Raw genomic sequence first — 19,336 nt, 5'->3', positions numbered from 1 at the left:
CCGTCCTTCGGGCGACGGCGTCCGGACCCCCGCCCTCGGGCGAGGGTCCGGGCCCTCAGGCGACCCGGCGGGCGCGGTGCTTCACCGCGCGCAGCCGCGCCTCGGTGGGCAGGGCGGGCAGTCCCGCCGACGTGCGGGCGTGGGCGAGGGCCCGGGTGCTGAGGGTGGACAGGGCGTCGCCCGGGGAGGCGTGCGGCTCCAGGAGGAGCGCGATCCGGGTCCGGGGGGCGGCGCGGCGGCCCGTGAGGGCGACCTTGGCCCGGGCGACGCCGTCCTGCGAGGCGGCGTCCGCCTCCAGGACGCTCTTCAGGGCACTGCCGCGCAGGACCGCCTCCTCGCCGTCGCCGGTGTCGACGAGGACCTCGGCGAGCCGGGCCCGCCGGAACTGGACGAGCAGCCACCACAGGGCCAGCAGGACGATGAGCCCGAGGACGGCGATGACCACCGGCCACCACCAGCTCTCGTCCCGCCAGCGCTGCCGGTCGGCGGTGGAGAGCAGCACGTCGGAGGGGCCCGACCAGGGCCACCAGGACGGTACGGACAGGTCGAGGGCGGCGGCGAGGACGGCGCCGCCGACGACCACGAGGAGCAGCCCGGCGAGACCGAGCAGGACGCGGTTGACGCGCCGGAGGACGACGGTCACTTGGCCTTCCTTTCCTTCCGCGACGGCCGGGCCACCCGCACCGCCCGCGTGGGCGGGTGGGCGAGGCCGAGCTCGTCGACGCCGGAGGCGAGCGCCGTCTCCACGTCGGCGCGGACCTCGTCGAGGGCGCGGAAGTGGGACACCGCCCGGACGCCGACCTTGGCGCGGCGGACGCTCACCCGGGCGGACCGGACCCCGGAGACCTCCATGACGCGGTCCCGCAGGATGAGGGCGGCGGCCTCGCGGTCCAGCCCGGCCCGCACGTCGGTGTGCTCGCGGCGCATCGGGAGGACGTCGCGCAGCCCCGGGGTGAGGGCCAGGACGAGGAGCCAGAGGCCGAGCAGGACGGCGACGGCCGCACCGGCGACGATCACCACGTCGTCGAGGGGCCGGGTCGCGAGGGCGTGGGCCAGCCGGCGCCGCCAGGCCATCGCGGAGCGGTCGGCCCGTACGGCCGCGATGTCGTAGAGGAGCAGCCCGGCGGCGCCGAGGACGACGGCCGCGAGGAGGGCGGCGGGGATGCGGCGGACGGACCAGAAGCGGCGGGCGCGGGGCGTCGGCACGTCGGCCGGGACGACCGCCGCGCCGTCGGCGGGTCCGGCCGGGGGGCCCGCGCTCGCTGTGGGGTCCGTTTCCGGGGTGGTGGTCATGCGAGGCGGCCCCTCGGCGAGGTGTGGCGGGTGTGCGCGGAGTGGAGGTGCTCGACGTGGACGGTCACCTCATGGACCTCCAGACCGACGAGCCCCTCCACGCGGGTGCGTACCCGACTCCGGACGGCGCCGCACTGGCGGCCGACGTCGGAGGGGTAGTCGAGGTCGAGGCTCACCGAGACACGGGCGGTGTCCCGGTGGACGACCACCGAGGCATGTGGCTTCGATCCCCCTTCGGGGACGGAGTCGAGGGCCTCTCCGGCCGCCTGGGCGGCGATCTTCGCGACGACGCGGTCGGCGATGGTGGTCGCCCCCCGGTCCCGCACCCCGTCCCGTACCGGATCGTCTGCCAGGTCCGTCACCACCTCGGGTCACCGCCGCCGGTCGCCGCGTTCGCGTCCCCGGAACAGATCTCCGGGTTCGAGGTCCCCGTCGAGGAACCGCCCGGCCACGAAGCCGACCGCGCCGAGGGCCGCGACCAGTAGAAACGCTCCGAAGCCACCGAAGTATCCGGCGAATCCGAGAGCCATGCCGGCCAGCAGGCCGACCACCGCCATGCTCATTCCGAGTCCCTTTCCTGGCCCTTGTCGCCGGGGTTCCGACGACTACTGGAGTCGGGGCTCCGGCTCCTCTTCCTCGTCCTCGGGAAGCTTCACGTCGCTGACCGCGATGTTGACCTCGACGACTTCGAGGCCCGTCATCCGCTCCACGGCGGCGATGACGTTCTCCCTGACGTCGCCGGCGACGTCGGCGATGGAGACGCCGTAGTCGACGACGATCTCCAGGTCGAGTGCGGTCTGCACCTCGCCGACCTCGGCCTTGACGCCTCGGGTGACCCCCGACTTGCCGCCGCCTCCGCCGGGCACCCGGTCGCGGACGGCGCCCAAGGTACGGGAGAAGCCGCTGCCCATGGCGTGGACGCCGTCGACGTCACGCGCGGCGAGCCCGGCGATCTTCTCCACGACGCCGTCGGCGATCGTCGTCCGGCCCCGGGAGGCCGCCGGCCCGCCGCCCCGCTTGACCATGGAGCCGCGGCGCGGTTCGTCCGTCCCGGAGTCTCCTGAGTAAGTGGTGTCCGTCATGAGTTTTAGCCCCTTCCGTCACATTTCGGGGTTCTTCGCCCACATTAAGGCGACTTGCCCCGCTTCGCGCCAGGAATGCGGCAGGCTGGGGGAATGACGACGGCTGAAGGATGGACGGCGGCGGTACGGGAGCGGCTCGCGCCGGGCAGGCTGCTCCCGCTCGGGACGGCCGGGGACGGCTCGTGGATCACCGAGCGGGCGGTGCGGGGTGTCCTCGACCCGGCCGCCGCGGCGGTACGGGGAGTGGTGCCGGGCAGGCTCCGGGTCGGGCCCGACCTGGAGGCCGAGAACGAGGGGGCGGCGGGGGCCGAGCCGTTTCCGGTGCCGCCGGGCGCGCTCGGGCCGGGGGTGCTGCGGATCACCGCGGACTTCGGGGCGGTCGCGGGCCGTCCGCTGCCGGAGCTGGCCGAGGAGCTGCGGGCGGCCCTGCTCGGGGCGGCGCGGGACGGACTCGGGCTGCTCGTGACGGCCGTGGACCTGCGGGTGACGGAGCTGTTCGACGCGGAGCCGGCGGCGGGTCCGGCCGCTCCCCCGCCGGGGCGGCCGGCCCCGGCGACGGACGATCCGGTGGCCCTGGCCGTCCTGCGGGTCGAGGGCGTGGCGGGCGTGACGGACGCCTGGGGACCACCGGTGCACCGGGGCCCGGAGGGGGTGCGGGTGGAGCTGGCCGTGACGGCCGGTCACCGCCCGCTGGACGTGGCCCGCGCCGCCCGGAACGCCGCGACCGCGGCCGCCGATGGGGCGACCGCGGTCACGGTACTGGTGTCGGAACTGCGCTGAACGCGCGCGTGCGTGGGCACTGCGCCGGACGCGCGCGTGCGCCGCTTCCGGCGCGCGTTCGGCACTGCCCCGGGCGCGCGCGTCAGCCGTCCTTCACGCGCGCGTGCGTCAGTCGCCGAGGCCCGCCAGGTCGCGCAGGCGGCGGGCCTGGGCGGCGCGCTCGGCGATGCGCTGCTCCTCGTAGGAGCGGCCGGAGACGCCCTGGAGCAGCGCCTTGGTCTCGGTGACCGCGTCGCGGGGCGCCGCGAGCAGGGCGGCGCTGAGGTCCCGTACCGCCGCGTCGAGCTCGTCGGCGGGCACGGACAGGTTGGCGAGACCGATGCGCTCGGCCTCCTCCGCGTGCACGAAGCGGCCGGTGGCGCAGATCTCCAGCGCGCGGGCGTAGCCGACGAGCGAGACGAGCGGGTGCGTCCCGGTCAGGTCCGGGACGAGGCCCAGGCTGGTCTCGCGCATGGCGAACTGCACGTCCTCGGCGACGACCCGCAGGTCGCAGGCGAGGGCGAGCTGGAAGCCCGCGCCGATGGCGTGGCCCTGGACGGCCGCGATCGACACGAGGTCGCTGCGGCGCCACCAGGTGAACGCCTCCTGGTACTCGGCGATGACCGCGTCGAGGTCCTCGTCGGAACCGCGCGCGAGGTCGAGGAAGGACGGCTCGCCGTCGAAGCCCTCGGGCGTGAACGCCTGCCGGTCGAGTCCGGCGGAGAAGGACTTGCCCTCGCCGCGCAGAACGACGACCCGCACGCTGCCGGGCAACGACCGGCCGGCTTCCGTCAACGCCCGCCACAGAGCGGGAGACTGGGCGTTGCGCTTCGCCGGATTGGTCAGGGTCACCGTGGCAACGGCGTCCTCGACGGTGAGCCGTACACCGTCCTTGTCGAACACGAGCTCAGAGTCGTCGAGCGTAGTCATGGGGGCGCCTCCGGTTCCGGTGCAGCACTGCATGCGAGATGCTAAGTGACTGCACAGTAACCACCTGGCCGACCGCAGGGTCGACCGGGTGCCCACCGGGAGGTCCCGGTGGACCGGTCGAGCCGCCCCGATGTCAGGCCGAGGCCGCCTTCTTGCCCCGTGTCGCTCCGCCGCGTCCGCGCAGCGTGACTCCGGACTCGCTCAGCATCCGGTGGACGAACCCGTAGGAGCGGCCGGTTTCCTCGGCCAGCGCCCGGATGCTCGCACCGGAGTCGTACTTCTTCTTCAGGTCTGCCGCGAGCTTGTCGCGCGCGGCGCCGGTCACCCGGCTGCCCTTCTTCAGAGTCTCGGCCACCCGTGCCTCCTCATGGGAAGTGCGCTCTGGACTTCTCATGATCACCCCTCCCGTCCGTCCTGGCCACCCATTCGACAAGGTCCGTGCCGCCGGGTTTGTGGACGAGTACGCCGTCATCACGAACGGAAGCCTGCATTCCGGGGGGCTGGAAACGCGCCTTCGAACCGGTCGGTACGGGAAGTGCCAGGTCAGCGCAGCAAGGGGAACACGCGTACGGCGCGGGTCTGCCGGAAGGATTCGGCAGAGCACCGCGCCGGGAGGTACGAGAGATCCTCACTCAGATGACGGATCACCCATGAGCCGAATGATCCAGCCCGGGATGATCATCCGGGGCCGGACGAGGCCCCGGGACGCCCCTCGGAGGGTCAGGCGAGGGCCACCAGGTCCGCGTAGTCCGCGCCCCACAGGTCCTCGACGCCGTCCGGGAGCAGGATGATCCGCTCCGGGTCGAGCGCCTCCACGGCGCCCTCGTCGTGGGTGACGAGGACGACGGCGCCCTTGTACGTGCGCAGCGCGCCGAGGATCTCCTCGCGGCTGGCCGGGTCCAGGTTGTTGGTGGGCTCGTCGAGGAGCAGCACGTTCGCCGAGGAGACGACGAGGGTCGCGAGCGCGAGCCGGGTCTTCTCGCCGCCGGAGAGGACGCCGGCCGGCTTGTCGACGTCGTCGCCGGAGAAGAGGAAGGAGCCGAGCGTCTTGCGCACGTCGACGAGGTCGAGGTCGGGCGCGGCGGAGCGCATGTTCTCCAGGACGGTCCGCTCGGGGTCGAGCGTTTCGTGCTCCTGGGCGTAGTAGCCGAGCTTCAGGCCGTGACCCGGGGTGACCTCGCCGGTGTCGGGCTTCTCGACGCCGCCGAGGAGGCGCAGCAGGGTCGTCTTGCCCGCGCCGTTGAGGCCGAGGATGACGACGCGCGAGCCCTTGTCGATCGCGAGGCTCACATCGGTGAAGATCTCCAGCGAGCCGTAGGACTTGGAGAGCCCCTCGGCCGTCAGCGGGGTCTTGCCGCAGGGCGCCGGCTCGGGGAAGCGGAGCTTGGCGACCTTGTCGGAGGCCCGGACCGCCTCCAGGCCGGAGAGCAGCCGCTCGGCGCGCTTGGCCATGTTCTGCGCGGCGACGGTCTTGGTGGCCTTGGCGCGCATCTTGTCGGCCTGCGAGTTGAGCGCGGCGGCCTTCTTCTCGGCGTTCTGGCGCTCGCGCTTGCGGCGCTTCTCGTCCGCCTCGCGCTGCTGCTGGTAGAGCTTCCAGCCCATGTTGTAGACGTCGATCGTGGAGCGGTTGGCGTCCAGGTAGAAGACCTTGTTCACCACGGTCTCGACGAGGTCGACGTCGTGGGAGATGACGATGAAGCCGCCGCGGTAGGTCTTCAGGTAGTCGCGCAGCCAGACGATGGAGTCGGCGTCGAGGTGGTTCGTGGGCTCGTCGAGGAGCAGGGTGTCGGCGTCGGAGAAGAGGATCCGGGCGAGCTCGACGCGGCGGCGCTGACCGCCGGAGAGGGTGTGCAGCGGCTGGCCCATGACCCGGTCGGGCAGGCCGAGGGCGGCGGCGATGGTGGAGGCCTCGGCCTCGGCCGCGTACCCGCCCTTGGTCAGGAACTCGGTCTCCTGGCGCTCGTACTGTCGCAGCGCCTTGTCGCGGGTGGCGCCGGAGCCGGTGGCGATGCGCTCCTCGTTCATCCGCATCTTCTTGATGAGGGTGTCGAGGCCTCGGGCGGAGAGGATGCGGTCGCGGGCCAGGACGTCGAGGTCGCCGGTGCGCGGGTCCTGCGGAAGGTAGCCGACCTCGCCGGAGCGGGCGATGCTGCCGGCGGCCGGCTGGCCCTCGCCGGCGAGGCACTTGGTGAGCGTGGTCTTGCCCGCTCCGTTGCGGCCGACGAGGCCGATGCGGTCGCCCTTGGCGACGCGGAAGGAAGCGGATTCGATGAGGACGCGGGCGCCGGCGCGCAGCTCGATGCCGGAAGCGGTGATCACGGACAGACTCCAGGGCGGTGGGAAAGGGCGGAAGGACGGCTGGTGGCGGGCTTCGACGCCGCTAATGCACCCAAAGGAGAATGGCCATGCGGCCAGTCTAACGGGCGCCTGCAACTGGTTTTCGGCCATACGGGTACGGCAGGCGGATTCGGATCTTTCTCACATTCCTGCCGATGCGTCTAAAAAGGGGCGAGCGGGGCGAGATCACCCGATACTCGGCGCAGGGCGGCGGCCACCGCCGCGACAGCGACGCGGAGGGTGGTGGACCGTGCAGTTCGACGACGACGCCGACCTGGACACCTCGGAGGTACGGGACGTCCGCGGCAGCCGCATCCCCGGCGGCAGGGCGACCGTCGGCGGCGGCGTCATCGGCCTCGTCGCCCTGATCCTGGGCGTGCTCTTCGGGGTGGGGCCGGACCAGCTCGGGCTCTCCTCCGGCGGTGACGAGCCGGCCGCGAGCTCCTCGTCCGCGGCCCAGGTGAACCAGAGCTGCAAGAAGGGCTCGGACGCCAACGCGCGCCAGGACTGCCGGATCGTCGCCGTCGTCAACAGCGTGCAGGACTACTGGCGGAGCGAGTACCCGCGCCGGGGCGGCACCTACGGGAACGCCACCACCGTGATGTTCACCGAGCGGGTCGGCACCGCGTGCGGCTCGGCGACCTCGGCGGTGGGGCCCTTCTACTGCCCCGGCGACCGGCAGGTCTATCTGGACCTGGGCTTCTTCGACGAGCTGCGGACCAAGTTCGGCTCGACCGGCGGGCCCTTCGCCCAGGCGTACGTGGTGGCGCACGAGTACGGCCACCACGTCCAGAACCTGATGGGGACCCTCGGCCGCGCCCAGGACGGGCGGACCGGCGCGGACTCCAACGCCGTGCGGGTCGAGCTCCAGGCCGACTGCTACGCCGGGGTCTGGGCGCGGCACGCGACGACCACCCCCGACGAGAAGACGGGCCGGCTGCTGCTCACCCGGCTCACCGACGAGGACATCCGGGACGGCCTGGACGCGGCGGCGGCCGTGGGCGACGACCGGATCCAGGAGAGGTTCCAGGGGCGGGTGACGCCGGAGAGCTGGACGCACGGCTCGGCGGCGCAGCGGCAGCAGTGGTTCTACCAGGGCTACCGGACCGGTGACATGGCCCGGTGCAACACCTTCCGCTGAGTTGTCGGTGGCGACTGCCAGACTGAGATCCAGGTCACATCGAGAGGAAGTGATCGGGATGGCTGGGACCCCCGACATCTGTCCGGCGCTGCGGTACGAGGACGCGAAGGCGGCGATCAAACAGCTCACGGAGGGCTTCGGCTTCACCGAGCACGCCGTGTACGAGGGCGAGGACGGCCGCGTCATGCACGCCGAGCTCGCCTGCGGGAACGGCATGGTGATGCTGGGCAGCAAGGGCAGCGGCACCGAGTTCGACAAGCTGATGGGCGACGGCGGGCCCACCGCGGTGTACGTGCGCGTGGACGACGTCGACGAGCACCACGCCCGGGCGGTGGCGCAGGGCATCGAGATCGTGCTGCCGCCGAGAGACCAGGAGTACGGCGCGCGGGACTACACGGCCCGGGACGCCGAGGGCAACGTATGGAGCTTCGGTACGTACGCCCCCGGCGCGACGGAGTGAGCGCCCCCTGAGGTCAGGCTCCGCCGGTGTGGACCTGGAAGGCGGCCCGGCGGACCGCCTTGGCCAGGGCCGGGTCCGGGTGGGCGGCCGCCAGGGCGACCAGGACCTGGACCGTGCGGGGGTGGCCGACGGCGCGGACCTCGTCGAGCAGCGCCGGGACGGTGCCCTGCACGGCGGAGTCGAGGTGGCGGACGAGCAGTTCGCTCTCGCCGTGGTCGGCGACGGCCGCCGCGGTGTCGACCCAGAGCCAGGTCGACTCCTCGCGGGTCAGCACCTCCTGGGCCTCGTCGGGGTCCGCCCCCTCGTACTCGGCCAGCCAGAGCAGCGCGTACGGGCGGAGCGAGGGCTCGGCGACGGTGGCCCGCACCTCGGCCTCGGCGGGCGCCCCGACGACGCGGAGCGCCTCGAAGGCGAGACCGCGCAGGAGGGCGTCCTCGCCGCGGGCGACGGCGAGGAGTTCGCTCACGGCGCTGGACAGGGTGCGGGCCGCGAGCCAGGCGCGGTACTCGTCACGGGCCGGACCCGGGGTGAGCCGGGCGCAGCCGCGGAGCATGTCCTCGGCGGACTGCTCGATGTTGCCCGCCGGGCTCTGCGCGGCGACGCAGATCTGCTCCAGCTTGACCCAGACCGCCCAGTTGCCGAGCGGGGTCAGGGTGGCTTGGCGCTCGTCGGTGCCGGGGTCCAGGGTGAGCGCGCCGACGGCGGCCAGGCCCTCCAGGGCCCAGTCGAGGAGGGCGGGCAGACCATCGAGGGTGGGGACGGCGGGGGCGTCCGCCGTCTCGGGCGTCTGCTCGGCCGCGGGGACCTCGCAGCGCTCCTCGCGGAGCTCCTCGACGCGCTGGCCGAGGAGGTCGAGGAGGGCGGGGACGAGGACCGGGCCCTGGGAGAGCTGGAGCAGCGAGAGCACCTGCGGGACGGCCTCGACGACCTCGGCGACGGCGCTCGGGGCGACCCCCTCGGGGGCGGGGTGGACGAGCGACCAGGCGTCGAAGAGGGCGACCCAGCCGCGCAGGACGGCGGAGTCGTCGCGGTCCCAGGCGCGCAGCCGCCAGCCGGGGCGGGCGGTGTCGCCGTGCAGCTCGACGAGTCCGGCGAGCCGGGCGCGGTCCCAGCCGGCCCGGATCTGGCCGGGCGTCAGGTCCAGTGCGGCCGCGGCGCGTTCCTGGGCGGGGCGGGCGCCGGGGCCGGTGCGGGGCGCCGTGTCGGCCCCGTGCTCGACGGCGGCCCAGCGGGCGATCCGTACGGCGTCGGCGAGGACGTGCCGGGCCTGGCGGGCGAGCTCCGCGCGGGGCGGAGTGCCCTCGGGCGGCCGCGGCGCCGGCCGGGTGCGCCGGGTCGTCACGGCCCGTCGGGCGGTGGCCAGCGCCCGCGGGCGGACGAGTCGGAGTCTGGAGTTGCGCGCCAATGGTTCATCGGGCTTTCGAGACGTCACGGGGGCAGTCTTCCCGCTGACGGCCCGAAAGCCCAATCGGAATCAGAAGTGCCGTCAGAGCAGCGGGGTGAGGAAGCGGCGCAGGGACTCCTCGTAGCGGTTCGGGTCGGCGTTCCACATCGCGGCGTGCGGGGCCTGCTTCACGGTCCGCAGGCCGACCAGGCCGGGCAGCCGGGCGGCGAGCTCGACGGAGGGCTCCCAGGGGGCGAGGGTGTCGTCGGGGCCGTGGAAGAGGAGGGCCGGGGCGCGCAGGGCGCCCGGCTCGGAGACGGCCCGGAGGAGGTCGCCGTGCGGGCCGGTCCTGCCCTGGGCGGCGCGGACGGCGAGCGGGAGCAGGGGTCCCGGGACGTGGCGGGCCGCCGCGAGGTTGCGGAGGGTGGCCTCCCAGTCGAGGACCGGGGAGTCGAGGACGAGGCCGCCGATCCGGTCGCGCACGCCCGATTCGGCGGCGGCGCGCAGGGCCATCGTGGCGCCGGTCCCCCAGCCGTGCAGGATGACCTTCCGGGCCCCGCGGCGGACGGCGTAGCGGATGGCGGCGTCGACGTCACGCCACTCGGAGTCGCCGAGGTGGGCGAGGCCGTCCGGGGAGGCGGGCGCCCCTTCGTCACCCCGGTAGGCGGGGACGAGGACGGGGATCTTGCGGCGGTCGTAGAAGGGGACGAGGTTCAGCGGGTGCTCGCGGGTGGTGCCGAGGCCGTGCAGGGCGATCACCCAGGTGCTCCGGTGGCCGGGCACGAGCCAGGCGGGCAGGGGGCCGAGCTCGCCGGGGATCTCGACGTCCTCGTGGACGAGGCCGAGGGCGCCGGTCGGGGTGCCGCGGTGGAGCTGGGGGGTGAGCCGGACGCGGGCGCCGGGCCCGAGGACGCCCAGTTCGACCCGCTCCAGGCGGCGGACGACGGTGTCGGCGGTGTGCGGGACACGGTCGAGGACGGGGCCGAGGACGGCGTGCAGGCCGGGGGCGTCCATGCCGTACGTGCCGGGGCGCAGCGAGGCGAGGCTGCGGGTGAGGGTGATCCGTTCGGGCCCCGTGGCGTGCACGGTGAGTCCGGGATCTCCGGGCAGTGGTCTTCCGGACGGCGCCTTGAGGGCGACGTCGCTGGCGTACCGGCCGGCCGCGATCGCGGCCGCGCCGACACCGATCAGGATGGTGACGGCCGCTGCCGTCGCTGTAGCCGGGCGCACGCTCCCAGTCTCGGCAGGGCGGGGTGGTGCTGCCACCGGACGGACCCGGCCGGGGCGGATCGCTGCGGGACCGGAGGGGGCGCTCCGGGGAGTGACATGGGTCTCCTCCGGGGGGCCTCCCTGTCGGACCGTCCTGTCCAGGGGGTGGAACGGGGTGCCGGGGGAGGAAGCGGGGCAGGTCGCATGTGCCCCGGGAAGGACGGGATCAGCCGGGGTTGCGCGGTGACCGCATCGTGGACGCCGCGCCCTCCGGGGCAGGAAGCGGAACCTCTTGACACCGGATAGGGACACCACGCCGCCCGCCCCAGTTCATCTTCCGTTCACCCAGGTTGCTTACGTTCGACGAGCCACTGACGTCAAACGATTGCCTGGGTAAATGGAACACATCACGCTGCTGCTCGCCATTGTGGTCGTGACAGCTCTCGTGTTCGATTTCACGAACGGTTTCCACGACACCGCCAACGCGATGGCCACGACCATCTCGACCGGTGCGCTCAAGCCCAAGACGGCGGTGGCCATGTCCGCCGTGCTGAACCTCGCCGGCGCGTTCCTGTCCGTGGAGGTCGCCAAGACGATCTCCAAGGGACTGGTCAACGAAGAGGGCATCCAGCCCGAAGTGATCCTCGCCGCGCTCGTCGGCGCGATCCTCTGGAATCTGGTGACCTGGCTGGTCGGACTGCCCTCCAGCTCCTCCCACGCCCTGATGGGCGGCCTCATCGGCGCGACCGTCGCCTCGATCGGCGTCAGCGGTGTCAACGGCGAGGTCGTCGTCAGCAAGGTCCTCCTCCCGGCCGTCGCCGCGCCGATCGTCGCGGGCATCGCCTCGATGCTGGCCACGAAGCTGACGTACAGGATCGGCGCCAGGACGGACGAGAAGGACACGGCCAAGGGCTACCGGGTCGGCCAGATCGCCTCCGCCGGTCTCGTCTCCCTCGCCCACGGCACCAACGACGCCCAGAAGACGATGGGCATCATCACCCTCGCCCTGGTCGCCGGCGGCACCCTCGCCCCCGGCTCCAACCCGCCCGTCTGGGTCATCGTCTCCGCCGGTCTGGCGATCGCGCTCGGCACCTACCTCGGCGGCTGGCGCATCATCCGCACCATGGGCAAGGGCCTCACGGACCTCCAGCCGCAGCAGGGCTTCGCCGCCCAGACCAGCGCGGCCACGACCATCCTGGCCTCCTCCCACCTCGGCTTCTCGCTCTCCACCACCCACGTCGTCTCGGGTGGCGTCATGGGCGCGGGCCTCGGCCGCAAGGGCGGTGTCGTCCGCTGGTCGACCGCCACCCGCATGTTCATCGCCTGGGGCCTGACCCTGCCGGCCGCCGGCCTGGTCGGCGCGGGCGCCGAGTACGTCGCCCGCCAGGGCGACTGGGGCGTCTACGTCGTCGCGGCCTTCCTGATCGCCTCCTGCGTCGGCATCTGGCTCGTCTCCCGCCGTCAGGTGGTCGACCACACCAACGTCAACGACGTCGAGACCGACACCGAGACCGCCGGCGTCGTGACCACCGCGATCGCGGCCGTCACCCCGCCGCCGGCCGGTTCCGTCGCCGCCGTCACGGACGAGGACCTGAAGACCACCATCCCCGCGCCGGTCCCCACGGACCCGGCCGCTCCCCCGGCCCCCGCCGCGGTCTAAGGAACTGGAACCAAGCATGAAGATCGACTGGGCAGCCCTCGGCTCCGTCTTCGGAGTCAGCCTCGGGGCGACCGTCGCCCTCGTGGGCCTCTTCACCCTCGGTGTCATCGGCCTCTCCAAGCAGGAGCGGGCCGCCGCCCAGGGAGGATCCGCCGCCGTGGCCCGCACCGGCGCCTACGCCTGCTTCGCCCTGTGCCTGGCGGCCGTGGCGTACGGCATCTACCTGATCGTCGCCTGACGCTCCCGTCACCTCGGCCGGGCGGTCCGCATCCTCGGATGCGGACCGCCCGGCCGTCGTGTTTGTGGTGCTTCGCACAGTGACGCGGTGCAGGTCAAGGGTGAGTTGACGGCTGTTCTCGGCCCGTGGTGGACTGCCGAGGCCATTACGGCGGCAGTAGAGGAAGTCCGGTGCGAATCCGGCGCGGTCCCGCCACTGTGACCGGATCCGACGGGTCCGGGAGTCAGGAACTCTCGCCGCCGGTCACGTCGATCCAGGGCGCGGACCCTGAGTGAGGACAGAGCGCCATGCCCGGCCGCGGCCGCAGCGTCTCCCCAGCCACCGGTGTCTTCGCGTACGGCGCGGCCCTGGGCCTCGCCGTCGATCTGCTCGTCGGCGACCCCCGCCGCGCACACCCCGTCGCCGCCTTCGGCCGGGCGGCGGCCCGCGTCGAGCGGGCCCTGTGGCGCGACCACCGCGGCTGGGGCGCCCTGCACACCGCCGTCTGCGCCGGTGCCACCGTCACGGCCGGCGCCCTCGCCGCCCGTACGGCACGGGGCAGCCGCGCCGGATCCGTCGCGCTCACCGCGGCGGCCGTCTGGGCCGTCGTCGGCGGTACGACCCTGGGGCGCGAGGCCCGCGCGATCGGCGGCGCCCTCGCCGCCGGGGACCTGGAGGTGGCCAGGGAACGGCTGCCGCACCTGTGCGGACGCGACCCGCAGTCCCTCGACGGTCCCGCGATGGCCCGCGCGGTCGTCGAGTCCGTCGCCGAGAACACCTCCGACGCCGTGGTCGGCGCCCTCTTCTGGGGAGCCGTCGCGGGCGTGCCGGGACTCGTCGGCTTCCGGGCCGTCAACACCCTCGACGCGATGGTCGGCCACAAGTCGCCCCGGTACCGCAGGTACGGCTGGGCCTCGGCCCGCCTCGACGACCTGGCCGGCTGGCCCGGGGCCCGGCTGACCGCCGCGCTCGCGACCGTCGTCGGCGGAGACCCGCGCGGAGCCGTACGGGCCTGGCGGGCGGACGCCGCGCAGCACCCGAGCCCGAACGCGGGACCGGTCGAGGCCTCCTTCGCGGGCGCCCTCGGCGTACGGCTCGGGGGGACCCTCTCGTACGCCGGACGGGTCGAGCACCGGCCCGTCCTCAACGGGGAGGGGCGGCCCGTCGAGGTCGCCGACATCGACCGCGCGGTCCGGCTGTCCCGCCGGATCACCGGACTGACCCTGGCCGCCTGCGTGGGCGGCCGCATGATCGCGAGCGCGCTGAAGCGGAGGAACGCATGAGGGGTGGGGGGCTGCTCGTCGCCGGGACCACGTCCGACGCGGGCAAGAGCGTCGTCACGGCCGGCATCTGCCGCTGGCTGGTCCGGCAGGGCGTCAAGGTCGCGCCGTTCAAGGGACAGAACATGTCCCTGAACTCCTTCGTCACCCGGGAGGGCGCCGAGATCGGCCGGGCGCAGGCCATGCAGGCGCAGGCCGCGCGGGTGGAGCCGACCGCGCTCATGAACCCGGTGCTGCTCAAGCCCGGCAGCGACCGCTCCAGCCAGGTCGTCCTCATGGGCAGGCCGGTCGGCGAGCTGAGCGCCCGGGGCTACCACGGCGGACGGCAGAAGGAACTCTTCGAGCCGGTCCTGGCGTGCCTGGAGGAGCTGCGGGGCACGTATGACGCCGTGATCTGCGAGGGGGCGGGCAGTCCGGCCGAGATCAACCTGCGGCGCACGGACATCGTGAACATGGGCATCGCGCGGGCCGCGAAGCTGCCCGTGGTCGTCGTCGGGGACATCGACCGGGGCGGGGTCTTCGCCCAGTTCTTCGGGACGACGGCGCTGCTGAGCCCCGAGGACCAGTCGCTCGTCGCCGGATACCTGGTCAACAAGTTCCGGGGTGACGTGACCCTGCTCGAACCGGGCCTCGACATGCTGCACGGGCTCACCGGCCGCCGGACGTTCGGCGTCCTGCCGTACGCGCACGGGCTCGGCATCGACGAGGAGGACGGCCTGCGGGTCTCGCTGCGGGGCACCGTCCGCGAGTCGGTCGTCGCTCCGCCGGTCGGCGCGGACGTGCTGCGGGTCGCCGTGTGCGCCGTGCCGCTGATGTCCAACTTCACGGACGTCGACGCGCTGGCCGCCGAACCGGGCGTCGTCGTCCGGTTCGTGGACCGGCCCGAGGAACTCGTCGACGCGGACCTCGTCGTCGTCCCGGGCACCCGGGGCACGGTCAGGGCGCTGGCGTGGCTGCGCGAGCGGGGGCTCGCCGACGCCCTCGTCCGGCGCGCGGCCGAGGGCCGGCCGGTGCTGGGCATCTGCGGCGGCTTCCAGGCCCTCGGCGAGCGCATCGAGGACGAGGTCGAGTCGAAGGCCGGCGTGGTCGACGGGCTCGGACTGCTGCCCGTACGGGTCCGGTTCGGGGTCGAGAAGACCCTCGCCCGGCCGGTCGGCGAGGCGCTCGGCGAGCGGGTCGAGGGGTACGAGATCCACCACGGCGTGGCCGAGGTGCTCGGCGGGGACGCGTTCCTGGACGGCTGCCGGGTCGGCTCCGTGTGGGGCACCCACTGGCACGGCTCGCTGGAGAGCGACGGCTTCCGGCGGGCGTTCCTGCGGGAGGTCGCGGCGGCGGCCGGGCGGCGGTTCGTGCCGGCCCCGGACACGTCGTTCGGCGCGCTGCGGGAGGAGCAGCTCGACCGGCTCGGCGACCTGATCGAGGAGCACGCGGACACGGACGCGCTGCTGCGGCTGATCGAGGAGGGCGCCCCGAAGGGGCTGCCGTTCGTGCCGCCGGGGGCGCCGTGAGCGCCCGCCCGGTCCCGGCACCCGTACCCACCGAAGGAGCGAACCCCCGATGAGCACCCGCTATCCGTTCACCGCCGTCGTCGGCATGGACGATCTGCGGCTCGCGCTGCTGCTGAACGCCGTCAGCCCGGCCGTGGGCGGTGTGCTCGTCCGGGGTGAGAAGGGCACCGCCAAGTCGACCGCCGTGCGCGCGCTCGCCGAGCTGCTGCCCGAGGTCCCGGTGGTCGCGGGCTGCCGGTTCAGCTGCGACCCTGCCTCCCCCGATCCGGGCTGCCCGGACGGGCCGCACGGCAACGCGCCCGGCACCTCCCGCCCCGCCCGGATGGTCGAGCTGCCCGTCGGCGCCTCCGAGGACCGGCTCGTCGGGGCGCTCGACATCGAGAAGGCGCTCGCCGAGGGCGTGAAGGCCTTCGAGCCGGGGCTGCTCGCCGCCGCGCACCGGGGCATCCTCTACGTCGATGAAGTCAACCTGCTGAGCGACCACCTGATCGACCATCTGCTCGACGCCGCCGCCATGGGCGCCTCCCACGTCGAGCGCGAGGGCGTCTCCGTGCGGCACGCCGCCCGCTTCCTCCTCGTCGGGACCATGAACCCCGAGGAGGGCGAGCTGCGGCCGCAGCTGCTCGACCGGTTCGGTCTCACCGTCGAGGTGGCCGCCTCGCGGGACCCGGAGCAGCGGGTCGAGGTCGTCCGGCGGCGGCTCGCGTTCGAGGACGACCCGGCCGCCTTCGCCGCCCGCTGGGCCGACGAGGAGCACGCCCTGCGCGAACGGATCGTCGCCGCCCGGGAGTTGCTGCCCCAGGTGAAGCTCGGCGACCCGGTGCTGCTCCAGATCGCCGCGACCTGCGCGGCGTTCGAGGTGGACGGCATGCGCGCCGACATCGTGATGGCCCGGACCGCGACGACGCTCGCCGCCTGGGCCGGACGGACCGAGGTCACCTCGGAGGACGTGCGGCAGGCCGCGCTCCTGGCCCTCCCCCACCGGCGGCGGCGCTCGCCCTTCGACGCGCCCGGCCTCGACGAGGACAAGCTCGACGAGACCCTGGAGCAGTTCAAGGGGGACGCCCCGGACGAGGATCCGGAGCCGGACGGGCCCGGTGACGGCGGTCCGGGCGGGGATGGCGGCGGGGGCGTTCCGCCGCAGGGCGAGGGGCCCGACGGTCCCGCGCCCGAGTCCGCCGAGGTCCCGGAGAGCGCACCCGCGCCCCAGAGCTCCGGCGCCGGCGCCGGTGAGCGTGCCGCCGTCAAGGCCGGCGAGCCCTTCCGTACGAAGGTGCTGAGCGTGCCCGGTCTCGGCCAGGGCGCGGCCGGGCGCCGTTCCCGGGCCCGCACCGAGCACGGCCGTACCACCGGCTCGACCCGGCCCCGGGGCGCGCTGACCAAGCTGCACCTGGCCGCGACCGTCCAGGCCGCCGCCCCGCACCAGCGGGCGCGCGGCCGGTCCGGCCCCGGCCTGGTGGTCCGCAGGGACGACCTGCGGCAGGCGACCCGGGAGGGACGCGAGGGGAACCTGGTGCTGTTCGCCGTGGACGCCTCCGGCTCCATGGCCGCGCGGCAGCGGATGAGCGCCGTGAAGGGCGCCGTGCTCTCGCTGCTGCTCGACGCCTACCAGCGGCGCGACAAGGTCGGCCTCGTCACCTTCCGGGGGCGGGACGCCGAGGTCGCGCTGCCGCCGACCTCGTCCGTGGACGCGGCCGCCGCCCGCCTGGAGAAGCTTCCGACCGGAGGCCGTACGCCGCTGTCCGCCGGGCTGCTCAAGGCCCATGACGTGTTGCGGGTCGAACGGCTGCGGGACCCCTCGCGCCGCCCGCTGCTGGTCGTCGTGACCGACGGACGGGCGACCGGCGGGGGCGCCGACCCGGTCGCGCTCGCGGCCCGCGCGGCCCGGCTGCACGCGGCCGAGGGCACGGCGTCGGTGGTCGTGGACTGCGAGACCGGGCCGGTGCGGCTCGGGCTCGCGGGGACCCTGGCGCGCGAACTCGGCGGCACCGCCGTGACCTTGGACGAGCTGCGCGCCGACTCGATCGCCGGCCTCGTCAGAGACGTACAGGCAGCAGGACAGACAACGCAGACAGCATGGAGGGCCGCCTAATGCCGCAGGGACAACCGACCGTCGTGCCCGACGACGGTCTCACCACCCGCCAGCGCCGCAACCGCGCACTGGTGATGGTGCACACCGGCGTCGGCAAGGGGAAGTCGACCGCCGCGTTCGGCATGGCGCTGCGCGCCTGGAACCAGGGCTGGCCGATCGGGGTGTTCCAGTTCGTCAAGTCCGCCAAGTGGAAGGTCGGCGAGGAGAACGCCCTCAAGGCGCTCGGCGAGACCGGCAAGGGCGGCACGGTCACCTGGAACAAGATGGGCGAGGGCTGGTCCTGGATCCAGCGCGAGGTCGCCGAGGGCGAGCAGTCCCACGAGGAGAAGGCCCGCGAGGGCTGGGAGCAGGTCAAGCGTGACCTCGCCGAGGAGAAGTACAAGTTCTACGTCCTCGACGAGTTCGCGTACCTGCTGCACTGGGGCTGGATCGACGTCAAGGAGGTCGTCGAGGTGCTGCGCGACCGTCCCGGGCAGCAGCACGTCGTCATCACCGGCCGCAACGCGCCGCAGGAGCTCCAGGACTTCGCCGACCTGGTGACCGACATGTCGAAGGTGAAGCACCCGATGGACGCGGGTCAGAAGGGCCAGCGGGGCATCGAGTGGTAGCACGTCTCGTCATCGCCGCGCCGTCGTCCGGCGCGGGCAAGACCACGGTCGCGACCGGCCTGATGGCCGCGTTCGCCGGCCGTGGTCTGGCGGTCTCCCCGCACAAGGTCGGGCCCGACTACATCGACCCGGGCTACCACGCGCTCGCGACCGGCCGCCCGGGCCGCAACCTCGACGCGTACATGTGCGGTACGGGGCTGATCGCGCCGCTCTTCCTGCACGGGGCGCGCGGCTGCGACCTGGCCGTGGTCGAGGGGGTCATGGGCCTGTACGACGGCGCCGCCGACCAGGGCGAGCTGGCGTCCACCGCGCAGGTCGCGAAGCTGCTCAAGGCGCCGGTGGTCCTCGTCGTCGACGCGTCCTCGCAGTCGCGGTCGGTGGCGGCGCTCGTGCACGGGTTCGCGTCCTGGGACCCGGAGGTGCGGATCGGGGGCGTGATCCTCAACAAGGTCGCGACGGACCGGCACGAGCATCTGCTGCGGGAGGCGCTCGGGGAGTCGGGGGTGCCGGTGCTCGGCGTGCTGCGGCGGGCGCCTGCCGTCTCGACGCCGTCGCGGCATCTGGGGCTTGTGCCGGTTGCCGAACGGCAGGCTGCCGCGGTCGCCGCTGTGGCGGCTCAGGCGGAGCAGGTGCGCCAGGGCTGCGATCTGGAGGCGCTGACGGCCCTTGCCCGGTCGGCTCCGCCGTTGAGCGCCGAGCCGTGGGTGCCGGGGGTCGGGGAGCGGCTGCACGCCGGTGGTTCCGGTGTGCCCACCCTCGCCCTTGCGGAACGTATGCCCACACCGCGCGTGGCGGTCGCCGGTGGCGCCGCGTTCACGTTCTCGTACGCCGAGCACACGGAGCTGCTCCGGGCCGCCGGTGCGGAGGTCGTCACGTTCGACCCGCTCCGGGACGAGAGCCTGCCCGAGGGGACGAGCGGGCTCGTCATAGGCGGCGGTTTCCCCGAGATGTACGGGGCCGAGCTGTCCGCCAACGAGCCGCTGCGGAAGGCCGTCGCGGAGCTCGCCGCCTCCGGCGCGCCGGTCGCCGCCGAGTGCGCCGGGCTGCTGTACCTGGCGCGGTCGCTCGACGGCAGGCCCATGTGCGGGGTGCTCGACGCCGACGCGCGGATGTCGGAGCGGCTCACGCTCGGCTACCGGGACGCCGTCGCCGTGAGCGACAGCGTCCTCGCGCCGGCCGGGACGCGGATGCGGGGGCACGAGTTCCACCGCACCGTCATCGAGCCGGGCGCCGGGCCGCTGGCGGCCTGGGGGCTGCGGCAGCCGGAGCGTCGGGTCGAGGGCTTCGTGCAGGGCGGGGTGCACGCCAGCTACGTGCACACCCACTGGGCGGGGTCCCCCGAGGTCGCCGCGCGGTTCGTGGAGCACTGCGCGTGA

General features: G+C 74.0%; 20 protein-coding genes and 1 riboswitch. Of the genes, 10 read left to right on the top strand and 10 right to left on the bottom strand.

Features of this window, described 5'->3' with window-relative positions; all coding sequences use genetic code 11:
- Positions 1–55: 55 nt before the first annotated feature.
- From amaP to BLW86_RS28905, 5 genes are read right to left on the bottom strand one after another with little or no spacing between them, the layout of a single operon-like run.
- On the bottom strand, positions 56–643 hold the full coding sequence (gene amaP / locus BLW86_RS28925) for an alkaline shock response membrane anchor protein AmaP (RefSeq protein ID WP_093876753.1): 588 nt from the start codon (positions 641–643) through the stop codon (positions 56–58).
- The gene (locus BLW86_RS28920; RefSeq protein ID WP_093876752.1) at positions 640–1,293 is read right to left on the bottom strand and encodes a DUF6286 domain-containing protein; all 654 of its coding nucleotides are present in this window, start codon (positions 1,291–1,293) and stop codon (positions 640–642) included. The genes amaP and BLW86_RS28920 overlap by 4 nt, the downstream gene beginning before the upstream one ends.
- Positions 1,290–1,655: an Asp23/Gls24 family envelope stress response protein gene (locus tag BLW86_RS28915; RefSeq protein WP_256341456.1), complete on the bottom strand. Its 366-nt coding sequence runs from the start codon at positions 1,653–1,655 to the stop codon at positions 1,290–1,292. The genes BLW86_RS28920 and BLW86_RS28915 overlap by 4 nt, the downstream gene beginning before the upstream one ends.
- 9 nt (positions 1,656–1,664) lie before the next feature.
- Complete coding sequence (locus BLW86_RS28910) at positions 1,665–1,856, bottom strand: hypothetical protein (protein ID WP_030222162.1); 192 nt, start codon at positions 1,854–1,856, stop codon at positions 1,665–1,667.
- Positions 1,857–1,898: 42 nt separating this feature from the next.
- Positions 1,899–2,375: an Asp23/Gls24 family envelope stress response protein gene (locus BLW86_RS28905; protein WP_093876751.1), complete on the bottom strand. Its 477-nt coding sequence runs from the start codon at positions 2,373–2,375 to the stop codon at positions 1,899–1,901.
- Positions 2,376–2,468: 93 nt separating this feature from the next.
- Here BLW86_RS28905 and BLW86_RS28900 point away from each other — a divergent pair, with 93 nt between their 5' ends.
- Positions 2,469–3,155 (top strand): hypothetical protein, encoded by a 687-nt coding sequence (locus BLW86_RS28900; protein ID WP_093876750.1) that lies wholly within the window; start codon positions 2,469–2,471, stop codon positions 3,153–3,155.
- A 108-nt stretch (positions 3,156–3,263) separates the two neighbouring features.
- On the opposite strand, the gene BLW86_RS28895 is transcribed toward BLW86_RS28900, so the two are convergent.
- The 3 genes from BLW86_RS28895 to BLW86_RS28885 form a co-directional block, all read right to left on the bottom strand.
- A complete protein-coding gene (locus BLW86_RS28895) occupies positions 3,264–4,064 on the bottom strand; it encodes an enoyl-CoA hydratase/isomerase family protein (protein WP_093876749.1) in 801 nt (266 codons plus the stop codon).
- A gap of 133 nt (positions 4,065–4,197) precedes the next feature.
- Positions 4,198–4,419, bottom strand: coding sequence for a helix-turn-helix domain-containing protein (locus BLW86_RS28890; RefSeq protein ID WP_006123601.1), 222 nt, complete (start codon positions 4,417–4,419; stop codon positions 4,198–4,200).
- Between the two features lie 365 nt (positions 4,420–4,784).
- Positions 4,785–6,383 carry an ABC-F family ATP-binding cassette domain-containing protein gene (locus BLW86_RS28885; RefSeq protein ID WP_093876748.1) on the bottom strand — a complete coding sequence of 533 codons (1,599 nt, stop codon included), beginning with the start codon at positions 6,381–6,383 and terminating at the stop codon, positions 4,785–4,787.
- Between the two features lie 268 nt (positions 6,384–6,651).
- On the opposite strand from BLW86_RS28885, the gene BLW86_RS28880 reads away from it, so the two are divergent.
- Positions 6,652–7,542, top strand: a complete 891-nt coding sequence (locus BLW86_RS28880) for a KPN_02809 family neutral zinc metallopeptidase (protein WP_093876747.1) — start codon at positions 6,652–6,654, stop codon at positions 7,540–7,542.
- A 58-nt stretch (positions 7,543–7,600) separates the two neighbouring features.
- On the top strand, positions 7,601–8,002 hold the full coding sequence (locus BLW86_RS28875) for a VOC family protein (protein WP_093876746.1): 402 nt from the start codon (positions 7,601–7,603) through the stop codon (positions 8,000–8,002).
- Between the two features lie 13 nt (positions 8,003–8,015).
- On the opposite strand, the gene BLW86_RS28870 is transcribed toward BLW86_RS28875, so the two are convergent.
- Both BLW86_RS28870 and BLW86_RS28865 read right to left on the bottom strand, forming a co-directional pair.
- Positions 8,016–9,434, bottom strand: a complete 1,419-nt coding sequence (locus tag BLW86_RS28870; protein ID WP_371129620.1) for a hypothetical protein — start codon at positions 9,432–9,434, stop codon at positions 8,016–8,018.
- 54 nt (positions 9,435–9,488) lie between these two features.
- Positions 9,489–10,616, bottom strand: coding sequence for an alpha/beta hydrolase (locus BLW86_RS28865; RefSeq protein ID WP_093876744.1), 1,128 nt, complete (start codon positions 10,614–10,616; stop codon positions 9,489–9,491).
- A 376-nt stretch (positions 10,617–10,992) separates the two neighbouring features.
- Between BLW86_RS28865 and BLW86_RS28860 the strand changes: the two genes are divergently transcribed.
- The 7 genes from BLW86_RS28860 to BLW86_RS28830 all read left to right on the top strand — a co-directional run bounded on the left by BLW86_RS28860 (position 10,993) and on the right by BLW86_RS28830 (position 19,336).
- The gene (locus BLW86_RS28860) at positions 10,993–12,255 is read left to right on the top strand and encodes an inorganic phosphate transporter (RefSeq protein ID WP_093876743.1); all 1,263 of its coding nucleotides are present in this window, start codon (positions 10,993–10,995) and stop codon (positions 12,253–12,255) included.
- A gap of 16 nt (positions 12,256–12,271) precedes the next feature.
- Entirely contained in the window at positions 12,272–12,493 is a 222-nt protein-coding gene (locus BLW86_RS28855) for a hypothetical protein (protein ID WP_093876742.1), read from the top strand.
- A gap of 120 nt (positions 12,494–12,613) precedes the next feature.
- Positions 12,614–12,746, top strand: a riboswitch (cobalamin riboswitch).
- A gap of 34 nt (positions 12,747–12,780) precedes the next feature.
- A complete protein-coding gene (locus tag BLW86_RS28850; protein WP_093876741.1) occupies positions 12,781–13,755 on the top strand; it encodes a cobalamin biosynthesis protein in 975 nt (324 codons plus the stop codon).
- On the top strand, positions 13,752–15,260 hold the full coding sequence (locus BLW86_RS28845; RefSeq protein WP_093876740.1) for a cobyric acid synthase: 1,509 nt from the start codon (positions 13,752–13,754) through the stop codon (positions 15,258–15,260). Before BLW86_RS28850 ends, BLW86_RS28845 begins: the two co-directional genes overlap by 4 nt.
- 49 nt (positions 15,261–15,309) lie before the next feature.
- A complete protein-coding gene (locus BLW86_RS28840) occupies positions 15,310–17,352 on the top strand; it encodes a putative cobaltochelatase (RefSeq protein ID WP_093876739.1) in 2,043 nt (680 codons plus the stop codon).
- On the top strand, positions 17,352–17,960 hold the full coding sequence (cobO, locus tag BLW86_RS28835) for a cob(I)yrinic acid a,c-diamide adenosyltransferase (RefSeq protein ID WP_030691633.1): 609 nt from the start codon (positions 17,352–17,354) through the stop codon (positions 17,958–17,960). Before BLW86_RS28840 ends, cobO begins: the two co-directional genes overlap by 1 nt.
- A complete protein-coding gene (locus tag BLW86_RS28830; protein WP_093876738.1) occupies positions 17,954–19,336 on the top strand; it encodes a cobyrinic acid a,c-diamide synthase CobB in 1,383 nt (460 codons plus the stop codon). Before cobO ends, BLW86_RS28830 begins: the two co-directional genes overlap by 7 nt.

It is taken from the genome of Streptomyces sp. TLI_105, from assembly GCF_900105415.1.
Lineage (GTDB): Bacteria > Actinomycetota > Actinomycetes > Streptomycetales > Streptomycetaceae > Streptomyces.
Note: the sequence above shows the minus strand (reverse complement) of the source record. Positions and strands in the feature narration are given on the sequence as shown.